At 66.7% G+C, this 20,215-nt stretch carries 13 protein-coding genes; 3 read left to right on the top strand and 10 right to left on the bottom strand.

The window, feature by feature from the left end; translation table 11 throughout:
• Window positions 1-21 precede the first annotated feature (21 nt).
• Window positions 22-2,280: an exo-beta-d-1,3/1,6-glucosidase gene (locus KXZ72_RS12930; RefSeq protein WP_226081341.1), complete on the top strand. Its 2,259-nt coding sequence runs from the start codon at window positions 22-24 to the stop codon at window positions 2,278-2,280.
• A 63-nt stretch (window positions 2,281-2,343) separates the two neighbouring features.
• Here the strand turns inward: KXZ72_RS12930 and KXZ72_RS12935 are convergent, their stop codons facing one another.
• The 5 genes from KXZ72_RS12935 to KXZ72_RS12955 form a co-directional block, all read right to left on the bottom strand.
• Window positions 2,344-3,387, bottom strand: a complete 1,044-nt coding sequence (locus tag KXZ72_RS12935; protein ID WP_226081342.1) for a GNAT family N-acetyltransferase — start codon at window positions 3,385-3,387, stop codon at window positions 2,344-2,346.
• A 53-nt stretch (window positions 3,388-3,440) separates the two neighbouring features.
• Window positions 3,441-4,748 (bottom strand): MFS transporter, encoded by a 1,308-nt coding sequence (locus KXZ72_RS12940; RefSeq protein WP_226081343.1) that lies wholly within the window; start codon window positions 4,746-4,748, stop codon window positions 3,441-3,443.
• Window positions 4,745-5,356 carry a metalloregulator ArsR/SmtB family transcription factor gene (locus tag KXZ72_RS12945; protein ID WP_226081344.1) on the bottom strand — a complete coding sequence of 204 codons (612 nt, stop codon included), beginning with the start codon at window positions 5,354-5,356 and terminating at the stop codon, window positions 4,745-4,747. The genes KXZ72_RS12940 and KXZ72_RS12945 overlap by 4 nt, the downstream gene beginning before the upstream one ends.
• 147 nt (window positions 5,357-5,503) lie before the next feature.
• The gene (locus KXZ72_RS12950) at window positions 5,504-6,730 is read right to left on the bottom strand and encodes a sigma-70 family RNA polymerase sigma factor (RefSeq protein WP_226081345.1); all 1,227 of its coding nucleotides are present in this window, start codon (window positions 6,728-6,730) and stop codon (window positions 5,504-5,506) included.
• Window positions 6,731-6,894: 164 nt separating this feature from the next.
• Window positions 6,895-12,336, bottom strand: coding sequence for a putative Ig domain-containing protein (locus tag KXZ72_RS12955; protein WP_226081346.1), 5,442 nt, complete (start codon window positions 12,334-12,336; stop codon window positions 6,895-6,897).
• A gap of 564 nt (window positions 12,337-12,900) precedes the next feature.
• On the opposite strand from KXZ72_RS12955, the gene KXZ72_RS12960 reads away from it, so the two are divergent.
• Together KXZ72_RS12960 and KXZ72_RS12965 are read left to right on the top strand one after the other, a co-directional pair.
• The gene (locus tag KXZ72_RS12960) at window positions 12,901-15,891 is read left to right on the top strand and encodes a DEAD/DEAH box helicase (protein ID WP_226081347.1); all 2,991 of its coding nucleotides are present in this window, start codon (window positions 12,901-12,903) and stop codon (window positions 15,889-15,891) included.
• A gap of 144 nt (window positions 15,892-16,035) precedes the next feature.
• Entirely contained in the window at window positions 16,036-17,298 is a 1,263-nt protein-coding gene (locus tag KXZ72_RS12965; protein WP_226081348.1) for a hypothetical protein, read from the top strand.
• An 82-nt stretch (window positions 17,299-17,380) separates the two neighbouring features.
• Here KXZ72_RS12965 and KXZ72_RS12970 read toward each other — a convergent pair whose 3' ends face one another.
• The 5 genes from KXZ72_RS12970 to KXZ72_RS12990 form a co-directional block, all read right to left on the bottom strand.
• Window positions 17,381-17,569 (bottom strand): DUF5302 domain-containing protein, encoded by a 189-nt coding sequence (locus KXZ72_RS12970; RefSeq protein ID WP_226081349.1) that lies wholly within the window; start codon window positions 17,567-17,569, stop codon window positions 17,381-17,383.
• 93 nt (window positions 17,570-17,662) lie between these two features.
• Window positions 17,663-18,226 carry a DUF305 domain-containing protein gene (locus KXZ72_RS12975; protein WP_226081350.1) on the bottom strand — a complete coding sequence of 188 codons (564 nt, stop codon included), beginning with the start codon at window positions 18,224-18,226 and terminating at the stop codon, window positions 17,663-17,665.
• A gap of 66 nt (window positions 18,227-18,292) precedes the next feature.
• Window positions 18,293-18,892: an energy-coupling factor transporter transmembrane component T family protein gene (locus KXZ72_RS12980; RefSeq protein ID WP_226081351.1), complete on the bottom strand. Its 600-nt coding sequence runs from the start codon at window positions 18,890-18,892 to the stop codon at window positions 18,293-18,295.
• Complete coding sequence (locus KXZ72_RS12985) at window positions 18,889-19,593, bottom strand: energy-coupling factor ABC transporter ATP-binding protein (RefSeq protein WP_226081352.1); 705 nt, start codon at window positions 19,591-19,593, stop codon at window positions 18,889-18,891. Before KXZ72_RS12985 ends, KXZ72_RS12980 begins: the two co-directional genes overlap by 4 nt.
• Window positions 19,590-20,195, bottom strand: coding sequence for a biotin transporter BioY (locus KXZ72_RS12990; protein WP_226081353.1), 606 nt, complete (start codon window positions 20,193-20,195; stop codon window positions 19,590-19,592). The genes KXZ72_RS12985 and KXZ72_RS12990 overlap by 4 nt, the downstream gene beginning before the upstream one ends.
• Between the last annotated feature and the right edge of the window lie 20 nt (window positions 20,196-20,215).

Raw genomic sequence — 20,215 nt, forward strand, 5'->3', positions numbered from 1 at the left:
CCGCGGGTTTAAGGACACAACATGGTAAAAAACACCTCCCCGGAACTTCCCTTCCGCGATCCCTCCCTGAGCATTCCCGAGCGCGTGGAGGACCTGCTGGGCCGGATGAGCCGCGAGCAGAAGGTGGGGCAGATGCTCCAGCTGGATGCCCGCGATGACCTCGACGATCACGTGCTGAATACCCACGTCGGCTCGATCCTGCACAGCTCGCCCGAGCGGGTGCTGCGCGCCCACGAGCTGACCGCCCGCACCGAGCTGCAGATCCCGCTGCTCGTGGGCGAGGACTGCATCCACGGCAACTCCTTCTGGGAGGGCGCCACGATCTTCCCCACCCAGCTCGGCATGGCCGGCACCTGGAATACCGAGCTGACCGAGGCCGTCGCGCGGGTCACCGCAATCGAGACCGCCGCGACCGGTGTGCACTGGACGTTCTCTCCCGTGCTCTGCATCGCCCGCGACCTGCGCTGGGGTCGGGTTAACGAGACCTTCGGTGAGGATCCGTTCCTGATCGGCGAGCTGGCCTCGGCCATGGTCCGCGGCTATCAGGGCGACGGGCTCGGCGATCCCACCGCGATCCTCGCGACCGCAAAGCACTTCGCCGGCTATTCCGAGACCCAGGGCGGCCGCGATGCCAGCGAGGCCGATATCTCGCGCCGCAAGCTGCGCTCGTGGTTCCTGCCGCCGTTTGAGCGCGTGGCCCGCGAGGGATGCCGCACGTTTATGCTCGGCTATCAGAGCACCGATGGTGTGCCGATCACCGTGAATAACTGGCTGCTCAACGACGTGCTGCGCGGCGAATGGGGCTATACCGGAACCCTGGTCACCGACTGGGATAACGTGGGCCGGATGGTCTGGGAGCAGCAGGTGCAGCCCGATTATGCCCACGCCTCGGCCGCCGCCGTGAAGGCCGGCAACGATATGGTGATGACCACGCCGAAGTTCTTCCGCGGTGCACTGGACGCCATTTCCCAGGGCCTGCTGACCGAGGAGGAGCTGCACCCCGCCGTGCGCCGCATCCTCACGCTGAAATTTGAGCTGGGCCTCTTTGAAAACCCGCGCCACCCCGATTCCGAGGCGCAGGAGCGCGTGATCGCCAGCGCCGAGCACACGGCACTGAACCTCGAGGTGGCCCGCCGCTCCATCGTGCTGCTGCGCAACGAGGGTGTGCTGCCGCTGCCCGCGGCCCCGCGCACCCGCATCGCCGTGGTGGGCCCGGTGGCCGATGACGCCCAGAACCAGCTCGGAGACTGGGCCGGCAACTCGGGACAGGCCGGCTGGCTGCCCGATGGCCACCCGCGCGAGATGATCCGCACCGTGCTTGACGGCTTCCGCGAGGCGAGCCCCGCCGACTGGGACGTGAGCTATCACCGCGGCGCCGATATCCTGACCCTCGCGGCCGATCCCGAGGGGGAGTTTTTCCCCGATGGTCAGCCGCGCCCGCAGGTGGTGGTGCCCGTGGAGCCCGATGCCGCGCAGATCGCCGAGGCCGTGGAGGCCGCCCGCGCGGCCGATTATGTGGTTGCCGTGGTGGGCGATCATATTGAGCTCGTGGGAGAGGGCCGCTCGACCGCGACCCTCGAGCTGATTGGTGGCCAGGTGGCGCTGCTGGACGCGCTCGCCGAGACGGGAACGCCGCTGATCGTGGTCCTGATCGCCTCCAAGCCGCTGGTGCTGCCCGAATCGGCGCTGAATGCCGCCGCCGTGATCTGGGCCGCGAGCCCGGGCATGCTGGGTGGCCAGGCGATCGCCGAGATCGCGCTGGGTCAGATTGAGCCGAGCGGCCGCCTGCCGATCTCCTTTGCCAAGCACGCGGGCCAGCAGCCCACGTATTACAACCAGATCCGCGGACAGCACGGTAGCCGCTATGCCGACCTCACGCAGAGCCCCACGTTTGCCTTTGGTGAGGGCCTGTCCTTCAGCACCGTGGAATATTCGGATCTGCGCCTGGCCGCGACCACGCTGGGTCATGCCGATACCGTGCGCGCCGAGATCACCCTGAAAAACACCGGTTCCCGGCCCGCGCGCGAGACCGTGCAGGTTTATGTGAGCGATACCGTGACCTCGGTGAGCTGGGCCGAGAAGGAGCTCAAGGCCTATCGGCAGGTGGACGTGGAGCCCGGTGCCGAGGTGACCGTGAGCGTGGAGGTGCCCGTGGCCGAGTGCACGATCGTGGATGCCGAGGGTAACCGCATCATCGAGGACGGCGCGTTTGAGCTGCGCGTGGGTCCCTCCTCGCGCGAGGAGGCACTGCTGCGCGCGACCTTCACGGTGGTCCGCTAACCCGCACTATGCCGGCGGCGCCCGTTCCCGGTGGGGGAGCGGGCGCCGCCCCTGCGTTAATGGCTAAAACTCGCGGACCAGGCTCACCGAGCGCTCATCCGGGCTGAAGCCCAGCTTGGTATAGAGGCCGAGGGCGCCGGTGGGGCTCTCGGAGTCCACATGCAGCATGGCCTTCTCGAAGCCCTCCGCGCGATAGGCGGCGAGCACCTCCCCGATCAGGGACTGGGCGAGGCCCCGGCCGCGCCAGGCGCGGCGCACGGCGACGAGGCCGATATAACCAAAGCTGAAGCCCGCGGGCTCCCACTCGGCGCGGTTCACCTCGCTCATGACCAGGGCCGCGACGGTGCCATCCGGGGCCACGGCCACGCGCGAAAGATCGCCGCGGAAGGTATCCAGCTTGGCCTGGGATTCCCAGTCCTCGCGCGTGGTGGGCTGGGAGCCCCAGTGATCGCGGAAGGAATCATTAAACGCCTCGCGCGTGGGCTCGGAGAGCTCCTCATCGGGAACCGCGAGGCGCAGCTCGGAATCCAGCGCGACCTCGGGGATCGGGGCGGCGAGGTCGCGGCGCAGCTCAAACCACCAGCGTGCCTCGGCATAGCCGTGGGCCGCGGCCAGGGCGCGCACGCCCGCGGAGTGTTCCATCGCGCTGGTGCTGAGCCAGCCGGGGACGGTCTTCTCGGAGCCCGCGAGCAGCTGTAGGCCGCGCTCCTCCTGCCAGGTCAGCAGCGCCGTGCCGAGGCCCCGGCGGCGGAGATCGGGGTGGATGCTGCCGGGGATCTCCACCTTCACGAGGGTGTCCTGGCCGGGGGAGAGCTGCGCCACACCATAGGCCACGGCGCGGCCCGCGGGGTCGAGGGCCAGCATCGAATCGGTGACCGGGTTAAAGCCGCTGGTTTCGTATTCGCTGCGCAGCTGGTCCATCGTCATCACAAAATGCGGGTTGTCCAGGGCGCTCGCTGCATGCATCAGGTCGAGGATGGCGGGAAGATCGGCGGGGGTTGCGGGACGCCAGGTGAGATCGGCCCCGGCGCTCGGGGTGGTGACGGTGGTGGGGGCGCTCACGCGGGCGCTCAGCGGGCGGGGGAGTGTGACGGGTTCGCTGCTCATGATTCAATCCTGACACACCCCTCCACCCGCGGACAGGGCCGCGAGCCTGGGTATTAGCCGAGCGTTTCTTCCGCGGCGACGGCGGGGGGACGGCGGGACCACAGCACCACGGGGATCAGCAGGAGCGAGAGGATTCCCCCCGCGAGCGAGAGCACGGTGAAGCCCGAGCCGGCCATGACCATGCCCGAGAGGGCACCCCCGCCGGCCCCCGCGAGGGCGATCAGCACGTCCACCGAGCCCTGGGTTTTGGCGCGGGTGGCGAGCGGGGTGGCATCGATGATCTGCGCGGTACCGGAGATCAGGCCGAAGTTCCAGCCCAGCCCCAGCAGTGCCAGCGCCAGCATGATCAGCGGGACCGAATCGGCCGGGGCCAGGGCCGCGGTGATTCCCGCGAGCAGCAGGGTCACCCCCGCGGTGAGCGACATGAACTGCCGGCCCAGCCGGTCCACGAGGATCCCGGTGAAGAGCGAGGGTAGATACATGGCGCCGATATGCACGCCGATCACGGCGCCCACCGCGCTCAGGTCGTGGCCGTGTGCGCTCATATGCACCGGGGTCATGGTCATGATCGCGACCATGGCCACCTGGGTGAGCACCATCACGGTGGTGCCCACCACCACCCCGCGGTTGCGCGCGGCGGGGGTGGAATCCGGGTGGGTGGGATCCGCGGCGGGTGCGGGGTCGTGCTCGGCGAGGGCCGCGGCGAGTAGGAACGGATCGGGCCGCAGCCAGATCAGCAGCACGATCCCGGCGGCCAGATAGGCGGCGGCACCCAGCAGGAATGGTGCGGCCAATGCGGGGATGCCCAGGCCCTCCGCGAGGTGTCCCATGGGCGTGACCAGATTGGGTCCGGCCACGGCCCCGAGCGTGGTGGAGACCATCGCCATGCTCACGGCCGTTGCGCGCCGTTTGGGGGTGGCCAGATCGGTGCCCGCATAGCGCGCCTGGAGGTTGGTCGCGGTGCCCGCGCCGTAGATCAGCAGGGCCATAAACAGCAGCGGCACGTTATTGAGGACCGCGGCGAGGACCACGCCCAGCGCGCCGATCCCCCCGGCGAGGAATCCGCTGGTCAGGCCCGCGCGCCGGCCGCGGCGCTGCGAGAGCCGCCCGACCAGGAATGCGGCCGCGGCCGAACCCAGCGTGAGTAGGGCCGCGGGCAGGCCCGCGAGGCCGGTGGAGCCCAGCATGTCCCGGGCGAGGAGGGCCCCCACGGTGACGCCCGCGGCCAGGCCGGCGCCCCCAAAAATCTGCGAGACGATAACGATGCTCAGCGTGCGGCGATAGAGCGCCTGCCGCCGCGCCGGATCGGCCCGATAGTGTGCGATGAGTTCCTCGGGCAGTGCCCGCGTGCGGGCGCTCACGCGCTCTTCTCCAGCGCGATATCGGCGCGCGAGCGCCACTCCAGGATGCCCTCGTCCAGGGCGCGGGCATCCACGCCGAGGCCGCGCAGGATCTCGGCAGCCTCGGCCGCGAGGTGGCAAAACTCCCCGCGGCAATAGATGATCACGGGGCGGCCCGCGGGCAGCTCGCCGGCGCGCGCGGGCAGCTCGGCGAGGGGGAGCGAGACGGCCCCGGCGAAGTGGCCCGCGCGATATTCGCGTTCGGGGCGCACGTCCAGGACCACGGCGTTTTGCAGGTCGGAGGGGGCGAGCCGGGCGAGCGTGAGTGCGTCCGGGGCGGCCCCGGCGGTGCGGGCGGCCACGGCCTTAAGCGCCACAAAGAGGCCCGCCACATCGGGATCGGCGAGGCGATAGAAGATGCGGGTGCCCTCGCGGCGGGTCAGGACCAGCCCGGCCCCCTTCAGCACCTGGAGGTGAGCGGATACCGAGGTGAGCCCGGCGCCGGTGAACCCGGCCATCGTCTCGACGCTCTGCTCGGCCTGGGCCAACAGCTCCAATAATTCGAGCCGGGTGCCGTGCCCGATGGCCTTCCCGAGCCTCGCCACGTCCTCATATGGTGCGTCGTTCATCGCCGCTACTCCCTTATTCCATTGAATATTGGAATAGTAGCGCATGGTGGGGATCCGCCGCGCGTATCCCGGCCAAAACGGCAAAATCACCGCGGTGGTCCCGGGGGTGAATCGGGCGGGGTTAATCTGTCATACGCGAAGCGCGGGTTAGCCCACCGTATAGTCTCGGGAGATCTGACCGGCGGAGGTCTCGATCGTGATGGAATAGGTTCCGTTTCGTGGTGCATCCAGCACGGTTGTTCCGGCCCGCGCGCTCACCGTGGTGAGATGGGATCCCTGCCAGCTATAGGTCACCACGCAGCTATCGCCACTCTCGTTCAGAATATTAAAGGCCGGTTTTTCCCCGTCATGACCGTCGTCAAACTCCACCAAACAGGTTCCCGTGGGGCCGAGCCCCGCCAGCGCGAACTCGCTTGCGGAACGGGTTTCCTGCACGCGCTGCACGAGGCCAAAGCCGGCGACCACAAGCAGGATTGCCGCCGCGCCGGCCAGGGCCACGGGCAGCGCCGCGCCCGCCTTGGTCAGGCCCGCGAGGGCGCTCGCCGCGGGGGTACGAGCCGCCTGCGCCAGCGCCGTTCCCGCTCCGAAGGAGGGAATGAGCACCAGGAAGCGCTGGGCCATCGCGCGGTGTCGCTGTGCCACGGCGGTACAGTCTGGGCACCCGGCGAGGTGCCGTTCCACCTCGGCCTTTCGCTTTGCCGGGAGTGTTCCAATCGCGAGCTTCCCGAGGCTGTCTCGGATCTGCCTGCACTCGTCGTTATCGGCCTCGGAGGAGAGCGCGCGCAGAAAATAATCCCTAAACCGGGCCCGCGCCCGGTTATAACGAACGGAGACGGCGGTGGGGGAGATGCCCAGAGTTTCCGCGAGGTCGATGACCCGAATATTCTCGATGGCGCGCGACCAGACCAGGTTTCGATCGGCTTCGCCGAGGCTGTTAAAGGCGGTGACGGCCGCCACCTCAAGATCGCTATTCTCCGTGGCGGTGGATTCTATAAAAGTGTTTTCATCGGCGAGCTGGGTCAGATAGTCGCCGTCCACGGGATGCTCATGATCGCTAGCCTGGTTATAGACCACCGAACGCACGCTGGTGGCGAGATAAAAATCCATCGAAACGGTGGGGCCGCTGCCCCGGTCGATGGCCTCTAAGACCCGGGTGAAGGCCTCGGAGGCGATGTCTTCGGCGAGTGCCGAGGAGCCGGTGAGTCGATAGGCAAGGGCCCTGGCGGCATCGATATGGAGCCGGTAAAGCTCCTCGGCGGCCGCGGTATCTCCCTCGCGCAGGGCCTGGAGGAGTCTTTGGTCGCGCTTAAACTTATCCGGCTGCGCCGAGTCCCGTGGATTCTGCGCGGCTAATTCTTGAGCGTCGTGAGTCAACAAGCGACCCTTTCTTCGCGTGGACACTATCCGGAGCTTTAAACAAACGTAATTCATAACCGTTGTTTGGATTCTGGAGTGCATAATAACACCGGAGTGCCCCAGCCCGAAAGGGCTGGGGCACTCCAGATATTTAGTTTTTAGTCGTAAACGCTAACGGCTATTTACTCCTGTTCCGCGCGACGGCGGCGCAGGAATAGCAGCACGGCCCCCGCCCCCAGGAGCAGGGCCATGACACCCAGGGCCCCACCGATCTGCGCGCCGGTGATGGCCAGGGAGTTATCGCTCTCCTCGGCCACAACCTTGGCCTCGGTCACGATCACCGTATAGTCCAGAACAACGCTCTGGCCCAGGTCATCGGAGACCTGAACGCTCAGGGTATACGACCCGCTCGTCTCGGCCGGGGGGCTGAATACCACGAGGGCATCGGCTACCCGGGCCGAACCCGCACTGACCCGCGAAATATCGCTATCGGTCAGCGGGATCAGGTTGGTTCCGTTCGCATCGGCGATCGGGTCCAGCGCAATCTGCTCGGTGCCGTAGTTCACGGTCACGGTGCGCCCGATTCCGGAGGGAGCGGGCTGGACGGTCGGCAGATATTCGGCGTCCACGCTCTGACCCAGGTCATCGGTATACCGCACGGTGAACCCGTAGGTTCCCGCCTCGGCACCCTCGGCGTTGTAGTGTACCGATGCCAGGCGCACGCTGCCCGCGGCAGGAGCCGAGATAACCTCGCGCGTCAGGATCGAGCCCGTGCTTGACATAACCTCATCAAGCTGGACCTCCCCGTTCTGCGGCACGATGGTCTCCACCGGGAGACCGTCGTTGATCACGGGCTTGGCCTGCACAGTCACGGTGTACTCCACGTCGGAGGTATTTCCGTGCGTATCGGTATAGGTCACCGTGAAGCGGTGTTCCCCCGCGGCGGCGTCACCGGAGTGTACCGTTACGGTGCCCGTGACCGGGTCGATGTCCACGCTCAGGCCATCGGGCAGTGCACCCGTGACCCGTGCCGAGGCCAGTCCGGCCTCGGTACTCAGCGAGGCATCAAAGGCCGCGCTCTGGTCCTCACCCAGGATCAGGGAGGTATCTCCGCTGACCGCCGGTGCCGCCTGCACAACCACCCGATACTGGGCCTCGGTGCTCTGACCCAGATCATCGGTATACGTGACGGTAAAGGACATGGCACCGTCCGTGGACGCCGCGGTATAGCTCACGGTCGCGCCATCGGCGGATACCACTACGGTACCCGTGGTGGGCTGCTGCGTTACCGCGGCCGAGACCGCGGTTCCGGTGACACCCGTGGTGAAGGTATGGGCCTTGCCCACACCGATAACGGCGCTCAAATCCGCCGCGGCGGGCTTGGTCTGAACAGTGACGGTATAGGTCACCGGCACGGACCACTGTCCGAGTTCATCGCGGAAGGACACCTGGGCACTGAAGGTACCCGCGGTATTATCCTTGGCGTCAAAGGTAACCTCACCGCTCGGGTCGGCACTAAAGGATACCGAATCGGGGAAACCGGTTACCCGGGCCTCCGTCACGGCCAGCCCACCGGGGGAAACCGGTGCGGCGTTATAGCTACTCGTTCCCTTTTCCACCACGGTGGCGCTGCCGGCGGTTGCCGTCGGCAGTTCCTGGATGAGTACCTCATAGGTCACGGTCACGGGTGCACCAAACGCACCCGTGAACAGGACCGAGAAGGTATCGGTGCCCGCGCTGTCACCGGCAACATAGCTGACCGATGTGCCATCGGCCGAAACCGTCGCGGTACCCAGCGTGGCCGCCTCGGCGGTGAGCTCGGACGCGATCAGCGAGTTCCCCGTGGGGATACCGATCACATTGCTGAAGACGGTGGTGCCGCTCAGCGCCACTCGCTGCGCCTCGACCGGTGCCACGGTGATGCCCTCCACGACCTCAACCGTATAGACCACCACCACGCTCTGGTCTAGGTTGTCAACATAGGTCACGGAGAACGTGTCCTTGCCGCCCACATCCTGCGCGGTATAGGTGATCCGGCCGTCGGCGTCAAACGCCACTGTTCCCTTGCTGGGGGCCGGATCGGCGCTCTGCGCGCTGGTGACACCCACGCCGCTGACCTCGGGGGTAAACGGCGCGAGGCTCTGTCCCACCGCGACCTTGCCCAGATCCTGTGCGGCACCCGTGGGGGCGGCCTGGACCGAGAACGTATAGGTCACATCGGTTTTTTGGCCGAGGTCATCGGTCAGTGTCAGGACAAAGCTATAGTCACCGGCCGCTGCCCCCTTCGAGTCCACGAGGAGCTGATCGCCCGTGACGGTGACCTCGGGGTCGCCGGCGGGCTGGGTCTTCACCGCGACGGTGCTCAGCGCGGCGGCATTAAGCGTCGCAACCGAGACCGTTGTGGTTGCCTGTGCCCCGGACCGGGCCAGGGTGGGGAGAGTGGTGTCTCCGGTATTCACCGGGGCACGCTGGACCACTGCCTCAACCTGTGCGGTGCTGGTCTTGCCCAGCACACCGATGATTTCGTAGGTCACCGTGACGACGCGTGAGGTTTCCGCGTCGGCCCAGGTGATCTTCGGGGTCAGCATGAGCTTGCCACCCTCATAGGAGGCCGTCGCCGCTCCCTGCGGGGCAACCACGGGCGTGTGCTTGGGGTTCAGCTTAATATCGGTTCCCGCGTCGGCGACCAGCCCGCCGGTGGTGCCGGAGACCACATCCAGTGTCGCCTTCGCATCGGCAATGCGGACACTATCGTTCGCGGCTACGGGAAGAGCCGAGGAATCCACAAAGCCAATATTTGACGTCGAGATGACCTCGGTATCGCTGGCCACCACAACCTCGGAGAGGACATCGCCATTGGTTTCAAAACCGGCGGGAGCATCCACGGAGACCGAGTACCGTCCCGAGTGCAACCCGGCAAAAATAAACTTGCCGGAGTTATCGGTGGTGACGGTTACCCCCGCGGGCACGGCCACATCATCGCCGTTTCCACCGGAATCGATGCCGTCGGGACCAAAGGAATAGCCCGAGAGGGTGGCCACGGCGGACGCGACCTTTTTATCGCTCGCATCGTGTTTACCGTTGAAGTTATCGTCCCGATACGCAATACCGGTCAGGCTGGACTGCACCAGATCGGCGGAGACTCCCGCCACATCCTTCGAGATGCTGCCCGAGGCGATAGCGGAGGCGCTCACAGCGGTCAGCGAGTTCTTCACGACCGCCTTCTGCGGCTGTCCCAGGAGTTCCGCGGACACAATGTATTTTGCCGAGACGGACTCGCCCGCGTTCAGAGTGGGCTTCTGGAATTTGATGGCGGTGGCCTTCTCAAGACCGTCCATGCCGGGGGTAAACGCGATCCAGGTAACGGCCGTTGAATTAACATCGGACTGTACCGCGGTGCGAACCGATGCCGCGTCATCCGCGGTGATCCAGGCGCGAAGCGTATCGGCGATCTCCATCGAACGAAGCGTGGTTTTAATCCCGGTACTTCCGTTGATATCTCCGTCATAGGGGAGAACGCTCACCGCGGTAAACTCGCCGACGGATGTGGCGAGGGTGTTAAAACCCGCGAGGTTATAGGTGATCTCGTCCCCGGGCTCAATCACCCGGGTTGATTCGGACAGCTCATAACCAAAATTGGACGGTGCATTGATATAAAAAAAGTCCGTGCCGGTTCGAACGGACGCGGGTTCCGCATTTGTGGCCGAGGCGATCTCCGCCGAAAGGTTAACCGTTTCCGGCATTGCGGCGTTGGGGTTTGCGACCACGTTAAACGTGATTGCATCGGAGTCTGCCGAGGTTAATTCCGCAAACGTGAAGGTCAGCGTGGTGGTTCCCTCAGCATCCGTCTCGGCGTTGCTCGGGTTCTGCGAGGCGCTTCCTCCCTGATAGGAGACCGACGGGGGAAGGACCACCTTGACGGACACATCCTTATCCGAGACCTGCGCGCCGGGAATATACTCATTCAAAACGCTCGTTTTGAGGACCACTTCACGGGTACCAGCGGGACCAACGTTTTTGCCCTCCGCGCCTGAGATATCTACGCGGAGTTGGCTGTTGAAGGACGATCCATAACGCTCGCTACTGGCCGGACGTGCCATGCCGGTGGAGAAGTGCTGACCCAAAAAGCCAATCTTTTGACCGGTCTGTCCCGCGGACTCCCCAACGGTGATCGGCCACAGGAGTCGGGCGTACTGGGTGGCCGGAATATTCTCATTTATGCTGAAGCGAACCGCGGAGATAGTTCCCGCGGCCTCCGCGTCGCGTCGCGTCTTATACCAACCGGGTGTACCGTCTCCGGGCTCTCCCTGGTCCGCTGCTCGCGCGGCGTCATCGGGGTAGACCAGGGTTCCGTATTCAACATCCTTGAAGGTAAAGGCGGTCCCAAAGAGTTCCAGGTCGCCCGTGGGCGCCTGCCCGTCACCGGTCAGGACGATGGCCCCGCGGGAGTCTGAACGCTCCAATCCGAGGGGGTTGTCGTTATTCAACTGCAAGCGGTATTCAATCGGCTGACCGGGATACAGCGGGCCGCCGCTCGTCTGGGGGCTTTCCCATCCGGGAAGGGCCGCGCCGCCCACCTCCTGAATCATGTAGCGCCCGGAGAAACCGCCTCCGGAAGCATTATTAATGGTCACGGTGGGCTGGATCTGCGCCGGAGTGATGGAGTTAGGTGAATCGCTCAGCGAGTGGATTTCAAGATTGGAAATCCCGATGGGCTGCCGCGAGGTGTTTTCCGGCACATTCGTGGAGGGAACCCAGAGCTTGATCGAGTGAGTAATCACATAGGCCCGATCCCCGGGAATGGCACCGCCCGCGCTGGAAATAGTGGGAACGTGTTGCGCCGTCGTATCGGCTCCGGAGATGGTGACGCGGGCGGTCTTCGCCGCCTCGTCAACGACCACGCGCTGGGTTCCGGAATTTGTCACTGAGTTTGCGGCACCGCCCGAGCTACCGGGGAAAGGCGAGCTGAAATGGATAGGCGAGTTTTGTGCAGACGCCCTGACCCCGTCGGGAAGAGCACTGAGGTCAAGATCGAAGCTCAGGCTGTCCTTTGCCCGCAACGGTTCGTGCCCGCGCGTTTGGATGGCGGCATCGTACGGAACAAAAACACCGTAGTTATAGCGCATCTCGACGCCGTTCACGCCATCCAGCGTGACGGGACCCGTGCCGTGCCCAAGCGCGTCAATATCGTAGGCGGGGGTGGCCACGATCTTTGTCGGCGCAGACTTCGCCGTGGCACCGCCCTCGGCGGAGACGCTAATTGCGGCTTCGCCACCGTTAGCGCCGGAAACCGTTGCTTCCAATGCCCAGACGTTACTCTCCGCGGTATCGGCCGTGAGCTGGAGTACCGCGGTTCGGCCGTCCTCGCTGATGCTTGAGCCCTTGGGCTCACCCAGCGAAATGGAGGACTCGCTAAAGCGTGAACCCACCGGGGCCGTGGCGGTCAAGGTATAGGTTCCGGGGGTGGACACCTGATAAGACGCCGCCCATTTGACGATATCGCCCGAGGCGACGATATCGTCCGTCAAGCTGGGATCCAGAGGCGGCAGCGGAAGCGATCCCGTCTGGGTGACCTCCACGCTGTGGATGGCACCCACGGCGCCCGTAGCGGCATTCGCGGCCATCGGGGTCGCGATAAGACCGCCCGTGGCCAGGAGCGATGCGAGGAGAATCGCAAAGCCCCTTCTCTTTGGTACCCCATCGCCACTAGGCAACGAGCGCGGCGACGATTGTCGCAACGATGTTTCAAGCATGAAATCCCAATCCTTGTTTATCCAATGCAGAGCGAATCTGCGTTGACAGTGAACCTAAGAACAAAGAACGCAATTGAGATGAAAACTAACCCCGAACTCAGGATGCCGAGAAAAGTGTCGCAAAATGCACGCTTTTCATGTCGCTATTGCCGTTTTAACGCGGAAACATGCCGAACCTCGGGTCGCATCGAGTGGCCTCTTTACCGCCTCGTGATCGCATATCGTGGGTTCAGGCGGCCCCCGGAAAAATATTTTGGGGTTTTTCCCAAAGGGGTGAAAGGTTGCCTTTTGAGCCGCGGCCCGTTCGCGCCGGTGTGGGCGTGGGCCGGCGAGATGCCCCGCAACGAGGCGATCCGCCGCGCGTCGGTGCCGGGGTGTAGCGTACCTAGGGTGGTGTAACGCGCCATATCCCTCGCACAGGAAGAGCCGTTGCCCATGCCCACACGCCCCGCCGCCGGAGACTCCTGGCGTCGCGCGCTGGAGGGCCTCCTGGTACCCGATACCGCGGCCGCCCCCGCGCCGCGCCATACCGCGCTCGCGCTGCAGCTGGAGCTGCGCGAGGCCATTCCGCGCGGCGGCGATCGCTGGAACGGGCCGGCCGCGCGCGCCGCGAGATCCGGCACCGAGGACCTCGCCGATCTCTCGCTCGGCGTGCGCCCCGTGACCCGCACCGCGCGCGGCTGGGCCCGCGGCAGCCTCACCTGGTCCAACCTCCCCTATATGCTCAACCGGCTGGGGCTTGACCCCGCCCAGCACAGCTGGTTCTGCCAGTTTGGTGCGCTCTATCGCGCGGCGGTCCCCGCGGTCCCCGGGCAGGATGCCGATTGGGTGCTGCTGGATGATTTTGCCAACCCCGTGCTCTGGACCCTGCTGGATCAGGCCGATGCGCTTGGCATCGCACTCGTGGGCTCCTCCGCCAAAACCGCCGTGCGCCGCGCGGGAGACGCCCGGCTGAGCCTGGACGCCTCCCGCACCGCCGCGGGCCTGCGGCTCACCCCCGCCCTGACCCTCGGCGAGGAGGCCTGGCCGCTGGAACGCGCCCGCGCGATCGCCGACCACGGCGTCTACGGCTTCCGCCTCGCCGCGCCCGCCCGGCTGGTATTGGCCCCCGCCGAGCTGGGCCCCGAACAGCGCGAGCTGCTGCGCCCGCGCAGCACAGTGCCGCATGCGGTGAGCATCCCGCCCGCGGGCGTGGGGGAGTTCCTGAGCGATTATTTGCCCGAGCTGCGCGGAAGGCTCGAGATTCTCAGCGCCGATGGCAGCGTGGAGCTGCCCGCGCTCCCGCCCCCGCTGCTGATCCTCACCGCATCATTTGAGGCGCGGCATACGCTCGCCCTGCACTGGCGCTGGGAAAATACCCGCCGCGGGGCGCAGGCCCCCGCGCTCGCCGCGGTCCTGCCCGAGGGTACGCTGCCCGCGGAGTGGCGCTCCGGCGAGGACCTGCCGCTTCCCGTATCGCTGCGCGGGATGGACGCCGCCGAGTGCGCGGCCACGCTGCTGCCGCGCCTGGAAAAGCTGCCCGGGGTGCGCGTGGATCGCCGCGGTACCGCGCCCGATTATCGGGAACTCACCGGCGAACCGCTGCTGAAGATCAGCGCCGTCCCCACCGAAAAGGACGACTGGTTCAGCCTGGGCGTGATCGTCACGGTGGACGGCCACGATATCCCCTTTGTCCCACTGTTTAAAGCCCTCGCGAAGGGGCGGCGCAAGCTGCTGCTGGTGGACGGCAGCTATCTCTCGCTGGGCCACCCGGCGTTTCAGCCGCTGATCGAGCTGATCCGCGAGTCCCAGGACCTGCCCGAATGGGAGGCCAATCCGGTGATCAGCCGCTATCGGGTGGATCTCTGGGCCGAGTTTGAGGACCTGGCCGAGCAGGCCACCCCGGCCCGGGAATGGCGCGAGCTGCTCGCGGCGGTGGCCGAGGGTGCCGCCCCCGCCCCGGTGCCGCTGCCCGCGGGCATCCACGCCGAGCTGCGCCCGTATCAGGAGGAGGGTTTTGCCTGGCTGGCCTTCCTCTGGAGGCATCACCTGGGCGGCATCCTCGCCGATGATATGGGGCTCGGCAAGACGCTCCAGTGCCTCGCCCTGATCCGGCACGCCCACGATCAACGCCCCGGGCAGGCGCCCTTCCTCGTGGTGGCCCCCACCTCGGTGGTATCCAATTGGGTGGCCGAGGCGGCGCGCTTTGCGCCCGGCCTGCGGGTGCACGAGATCACCGCGACCGAGGCGCGCTCGGGCCGCCCCCTGGCCGGGCTCGCCGCCGGGGCCGATATCATCGTGACCAGCTATGCGCTGCTGCGGCTGGATTTTGAGGCCTATCAGGCCATCGCCCGCGATACCGGCTGGTCCGGGCTGATCCTGGACGAGGCGCAATTTGTGAAAAATGCCGAGTCCCGCATTCACGCATGCGCGCTGGAACTCGACGTGCGGGTGAAGATCGCCGTCACGGGCACCCCGCTGGAAAACTCCCTTACCGAGCTGCACGCGCTGCTGGCCATCGTGACCCCCGGGCTTTTCGCCTCGGCGCGGCGCTTCCGCGAGGAATACGTGCGTCCCATCGAACGCGTCGCACCCGGCATCTCCACGGGCATCGGTGCCGGGCGCAGCGAGGTCGCGATCGGCGGTGCCCGGCAGCTGCGGCTGGCCCGGCTGCGCCGCCGGGTGCGGCCCTTTATGCTGCGCCGCGTGAAGGAGGCCGTGGCCGCGGATCTGCCGGCCAAGCAGGAGCAGGTGCTGCGGGTGGAGCTGCACCCCGAACACCGTGCGCTCTACGATCTCTTTTTGCAGCGCGAGCGGCAAAAGCTCTTTGGGCTGCTTGAAGACCTCGACCGCAACCGCTTTATCGTATTCCGTTCGCTGACCCTGCTGCGCCTGCTGGCGCTGGACCCGGCGCTGCTGGGGGAGGAGCACGCGGATGTGCCCGCCGCCAAGCTGGACGTGCTGATGGATCAGCTCGCCGACGTGGTGGTGGAGGGCCATCGCACGCTGGTATTTAGCCAGTTCACGTCCTATCTGGCGCTCGTGGCGCGGAGGCTGGAGGCCGCGGGGATCGCCTATGCCTATCTGGACGGTTCCACACGCAAACGCTCCGAGGTCATTAACGGCTTTAAAACGGGGGAGGCCCCGGTATTCCTGATCAGCCTCAAGGCGGGCGGATTTGGCCTCAACCTCACCGAGGCCGATTATGTCTTCCTGCTGGATCCGTGGTGGAACCCGGCGAGCGAGGAGCAGGCGGTGGACCGCACCCATCGCATCGGCCAGTCCAAAAATGTCTTTGTCTATCGGATGATCGCCGCGGATACCATCGAGGAGAAGGTGATGGTGTTAAAGCAGCGCAAGGCCGCGCTCTTTGATGCGGTGATTAACGACGAGGAGCTGTTTAGCTCGGCGCTGACCGCGCAGGATATCCGCGAACTGCTCGGCTAAACGGGCGAATGCCGCGAGCGTTATACGGGACAGATCACAATAGCTATGCTTAGTTTCTGGCCCGGGCCACCCCGCGGGGAGGGTGACCCAGCGCGGGCCCCTCTTCTCTTTTTCGCCCCCGCCTAGGTTTTATCCCGGAGACTCATGACACGGAATACCACCCGCACCCTTCTTGCCGCGCCGCTCCTGCTCGCGGTGGTCCTGGCCGCCGCGGGTTGCGTTCCACAATCCCGCGAGAGCGTGGATGAGTTTGTCACGGCCCTGCGCGCGGTACCCGGCGTGGTCTCGGCCGAGGCTCGCGTGTCTCAGCCGCTGCCCGGCGTGATTAACGGCACCGTGACCGTGGCCATTCCCGCGGATCCGATTGTGCTCGCCGATGCCCAAAAGGTGGTGTGTGCTGAGCGCCCGGCCTCCTCCGTGGAGGTGGACTATGTGGTGAGCGAGGGTGCCGCCACCGTGAGCGGCGATGGCCCCACCTGCGCGGGTGAGGGCATTAACATCGTGGACGTCACGCGCGCGGCCGCCGCGGTGGGCTTCCCCGCCACGCTGGAGATTAAGCGCAGCTATCCGGCCGAGGGCGAGGGACGGACCACGGTCCGGCGCTCCTCCGCGGAGAAAAACCTCGCCGAGGCCCTGACCCTGGGGGAGGCGATCGCCCCGACCCTGCCGGACATGGGTATCTCCTATCGCAGCCCCGCCCTGGACGTGGACGCCCCGCGCGCCGACCTGGCCGGCTATCTCGGCGATATGCGGGTCCTCGGGGAGAGCTATCAGCTCGCGAGCGTGACCATCGGGAGCGGCGTGCGCCTCGGTTTTGAGGGAATTATCCCGAGCTCGGCCGCCGTGAGCACCCTCCTGGACGGCCTCAGCCCCGAACGCTATGCCGGGCTGGAGATCATCGTGACCGCCGCCGAGAACGGCTCCGCGGATGCCCAGGCCACGGCGCCGGCGCTCGCTCTGCGGGATGAACTGGCCGCGAGCCTGGGCGCCACCGGCGATGTGCGCGGGAATGACGTGGTCTTCACGGTGACCGATATCGACGCCCTGCAGGAGCTCACCGACGAGATTCTCGCCCGAGAGGGCGGCAGCGGCGGCAGCGGTGTGACCTTTTATATCCCGGGCAGCGGCGACGGGGTAATCCCCGAGATGCGCGTGGCCCCGGGCCGCTCACTCGTGCTCGAGGCCGGGCTGCCCAATGCGTTTACGGCCCTTGCCGAACAGTATCGGGCGCTCCGGGATGCCGGCGCCGTGGCCACCGTGGAGGTGGGTGGGGGCCGGCTCGGCGCCTGGACCCTGGACGGCGCCGATCCCGGCCAGGTGGCGCGGGTGGCCGCGGTCCTCGCGGAACTACAGGCCCGCTTCGGCCTGAGCGAGGTGAACCTGAATAACCGCCCGCTGGCCGGCTAGGCCCACGGGGGATAAAAACGCGGGGTCGCCCGGCATGATGCCGGGCGACCCCGCGGGGAAAAACCGTGGATAGCGGTGGATTTTATCCGCTCTTGCGGCGGAACTCGCGCTGCTGGGAGGCCTTACCCTGCGTGTGCTGTACCGCACCCGAGGCGTCCATATGGTCCTGGCCCTTGCCCTGCGTGCGCGCCTTCTTGCGGTCGAGTGCCTCGCGGAACTTCCGCTTGCTTTCCTCGGCCGCGGCTTTTTGCGCGTCTTCTTCGGAACTCATGTTGAATCTCCTTGATCGGCTGCCCGCCGCGGCGGGCATCTGTGCCGGTATCGATGATCGATGCGCCCCTAGTCTAACCCGCGGCGCACCGGGCTAGCCCGCGAGCAGCTGCGTCATCTCCGCCATCTCCGCGGTCTGCACGTCGATCATATGCTGGGCGAGGGTGGTGAGCTCGGGGTAGCCGCCGCCGGAAACCTCGTCCCGGGTCATCGCGAGCGCCCCCTCATGATGCGCATGCATGAGTTCCAAAAAGAGCCGTTCGGCCTCGGGCCCGGTCACGCTGGCCAGGCCCTCCAGCTGTTCCGCGGTGAGCATCCCATTGGCCACATGGGGGGCGTGCATCTGCATGACCGCACCCTGATCCCATTCCGAGGCCCATTCCGTCATGGTGCGGATCTCCTCCGATTGCCCCGCGGAGATGCGCCGCGCGAGGTCCCGCGTGGGCTCGGAGATATTCTCCGCGGCGAGGATGATATCGCTCATATCCACCGCCTGCACGTGGTGCGGGGTCATCATGCCCAAAAAGTGCAGATCCACCTCGTTTACCGCGGCCGGCATCGATTCGCGGATATCGGTATCGGTGGGTTCGGAGACGGAGCACCCCACCAGGGTGGCGGCAAGAAGCAGGGGCAAAACGAGGGTGCGCAGCGAGGTCACGGGGTCTGGGGCCTTCCGGTTCGGGGACTAACGGCCCCACCCTAACACGTACCCCCGAGGGGTATCTTAGGCGTCGAGCCCCCGGGCTGTAAGCGCGTCGGATAGCTCATCGGCATAGCGCATCGAGGCCACCAGGAGGGGAATGATAAACGTAGTGGGCCGCGCGGGAATCCCGCGCGCCCGCAGCGCATCGCGGATCTCCCCGGCAAAGGAGGCAATCACGGGGATCACCGTGATCGTGAGGGTGAGCAGCAGGCTCACCCGCGTGGCGTTGATGCCGATGCGGCGCAGCGGTTCCAGGGCCCGCCCGAGCGTATCCAGCAGCTCCGTGGTGCGGGTTGTGAGCGTGATCAACGCGGCGAGCATCACCACCACCAGGATGCGCCCGGCGTTCTGGGCCACGGCCGCGGGCTCCACAAAAAGCAGCTGGAACAGGATCGTAAACGCCAGGAGCCAGCGCAGGAGCCAGGCCTGGCGGGCCAGCTCGCGCCAGCCCAGTCCGGCCAGCAGATAGCCCAAGACGAGGAGCGCGGCGGCCCCCGCGAGCACCCACGGGGAGCGCGGGACCGCCGAGACCACCGCGATGAGTGCCCCGATCAGCAGCAGCTTGATCCCGGCCGGGGCGCGATGCAGCACGCTGACGCCCGGCCGGTACAGGGCGATCATGCGTGATCGCTCTCATAGCGGGCGATCACCGCGGCCGGCTCGCCGCTCTCGTGCAGGCGGCCGTTTTCGAAGCGCAATACCACCTCGCAGCGCGCGGCGAGCCGCATATCGTGGGTGACCAGGACCAGGCGCGGTACCGCCGCGGAGAAGAGATGATCGGAGACCACGCGGCGATTCACCGCATCCAGCAGGGCGGTGGGCTCATCGGCCACCACCAGGCGCGGGCCGCCAATCAGCACCGAGCACAGCGCGAGCAGCTGCTTTTGCCCTCCCGAGAGATCGTGGGCGGGTGCGTCTGCGCGCGCGTCCAGGCCAAACCTCGGCAGGGCCTGCGCCACGCGCCGGGCGATCTCGGCGCGCGAGAGCCCGCGGCCGCGCAGGGAAAACGCGATATCCTCGGCCACCGTGGGGGCGATGATCTGGGCATCGGGATTGGAGAAGATAAATCCGACCGCGCGGCGCACCTCGCGGGCCTCGCGCGCGGGGTCCAGGCCCAGTACGCTCACGCTGCCCGAGGTGGCCGTGGCTAGGCCGTTCAGGAGCCGGGCAAACGTGGATTTCCCGGAGCCGTTGAGCCCAATCACCCCGATGCGGGTCTGATCGAGTGCCAGGCTGACGCCCGCGAGTGCCTCGTGGCCCCCGAGGGTGACCGAGACATCGCTCAGGCGCAGCGCGGGGATCGCCCGGTCGGGTTCGCTCACCGGGCGGCGGGGGTGCGGCCGAAGGCGCGCGGATAGGCGCGCCATAGGGCCATCGTGAGCACCGTGGCCACGGTGGCCTTAAGCAGGTCCCCCGGGAGGAAAACGAGCGATTGCAGGGCCGCCTGCGGGAGCGCCAGGCCGGTTACCGCGGACTGCACGGGAATGCCCACCGCGTAGATCGCGAGGATTCCGCCGACCACGGTGCCCAGGGCGGTGCGCCACCAGGTGGGAACGACGCCGGAGTGCACGATGAGCCCGGTGAGAAACGCGCCGAGGATCCAGCCGAGGACATAGCCGCCGCTCGGGCCGATAAACACGCCCAGCCCGCCGCGTGCCCCCGAGAGCAGCGGGAGTCCCACGGCAACGAGGATATTAAAGATCAGCACGGCCGTGGCTCCGCGCCACGGGCCGAGCACGGCGCCCGCGAGCATGATGCCGAGGGTCTGGGCGGTGATCGGGACACCCCCGCCAAAGATGGGGATGGGGCCCGGCAGCCCCAGCGCGGCGATCAGGGCCGCAAATACGGCGATGCGCGCGATATCGGCGCTGGCAAAGCGGCGCGAGGTTGCCGCGGTGCGGGTGGGGGTGGGGATGGTGGACACGGGGGCCCTTTCGCTCGGGG

It is taken from the genome of Mycetocola spongiae (assembly GCF_020424085.1).
In the GTDB taxonomy this organism is placed as follows: domain Bacteria; phylum Actinomycetota; class Actinomycetes; order Actinomycetales; family Microbacteriaceae; genus Mycetocola; species Mycetocola spongiae.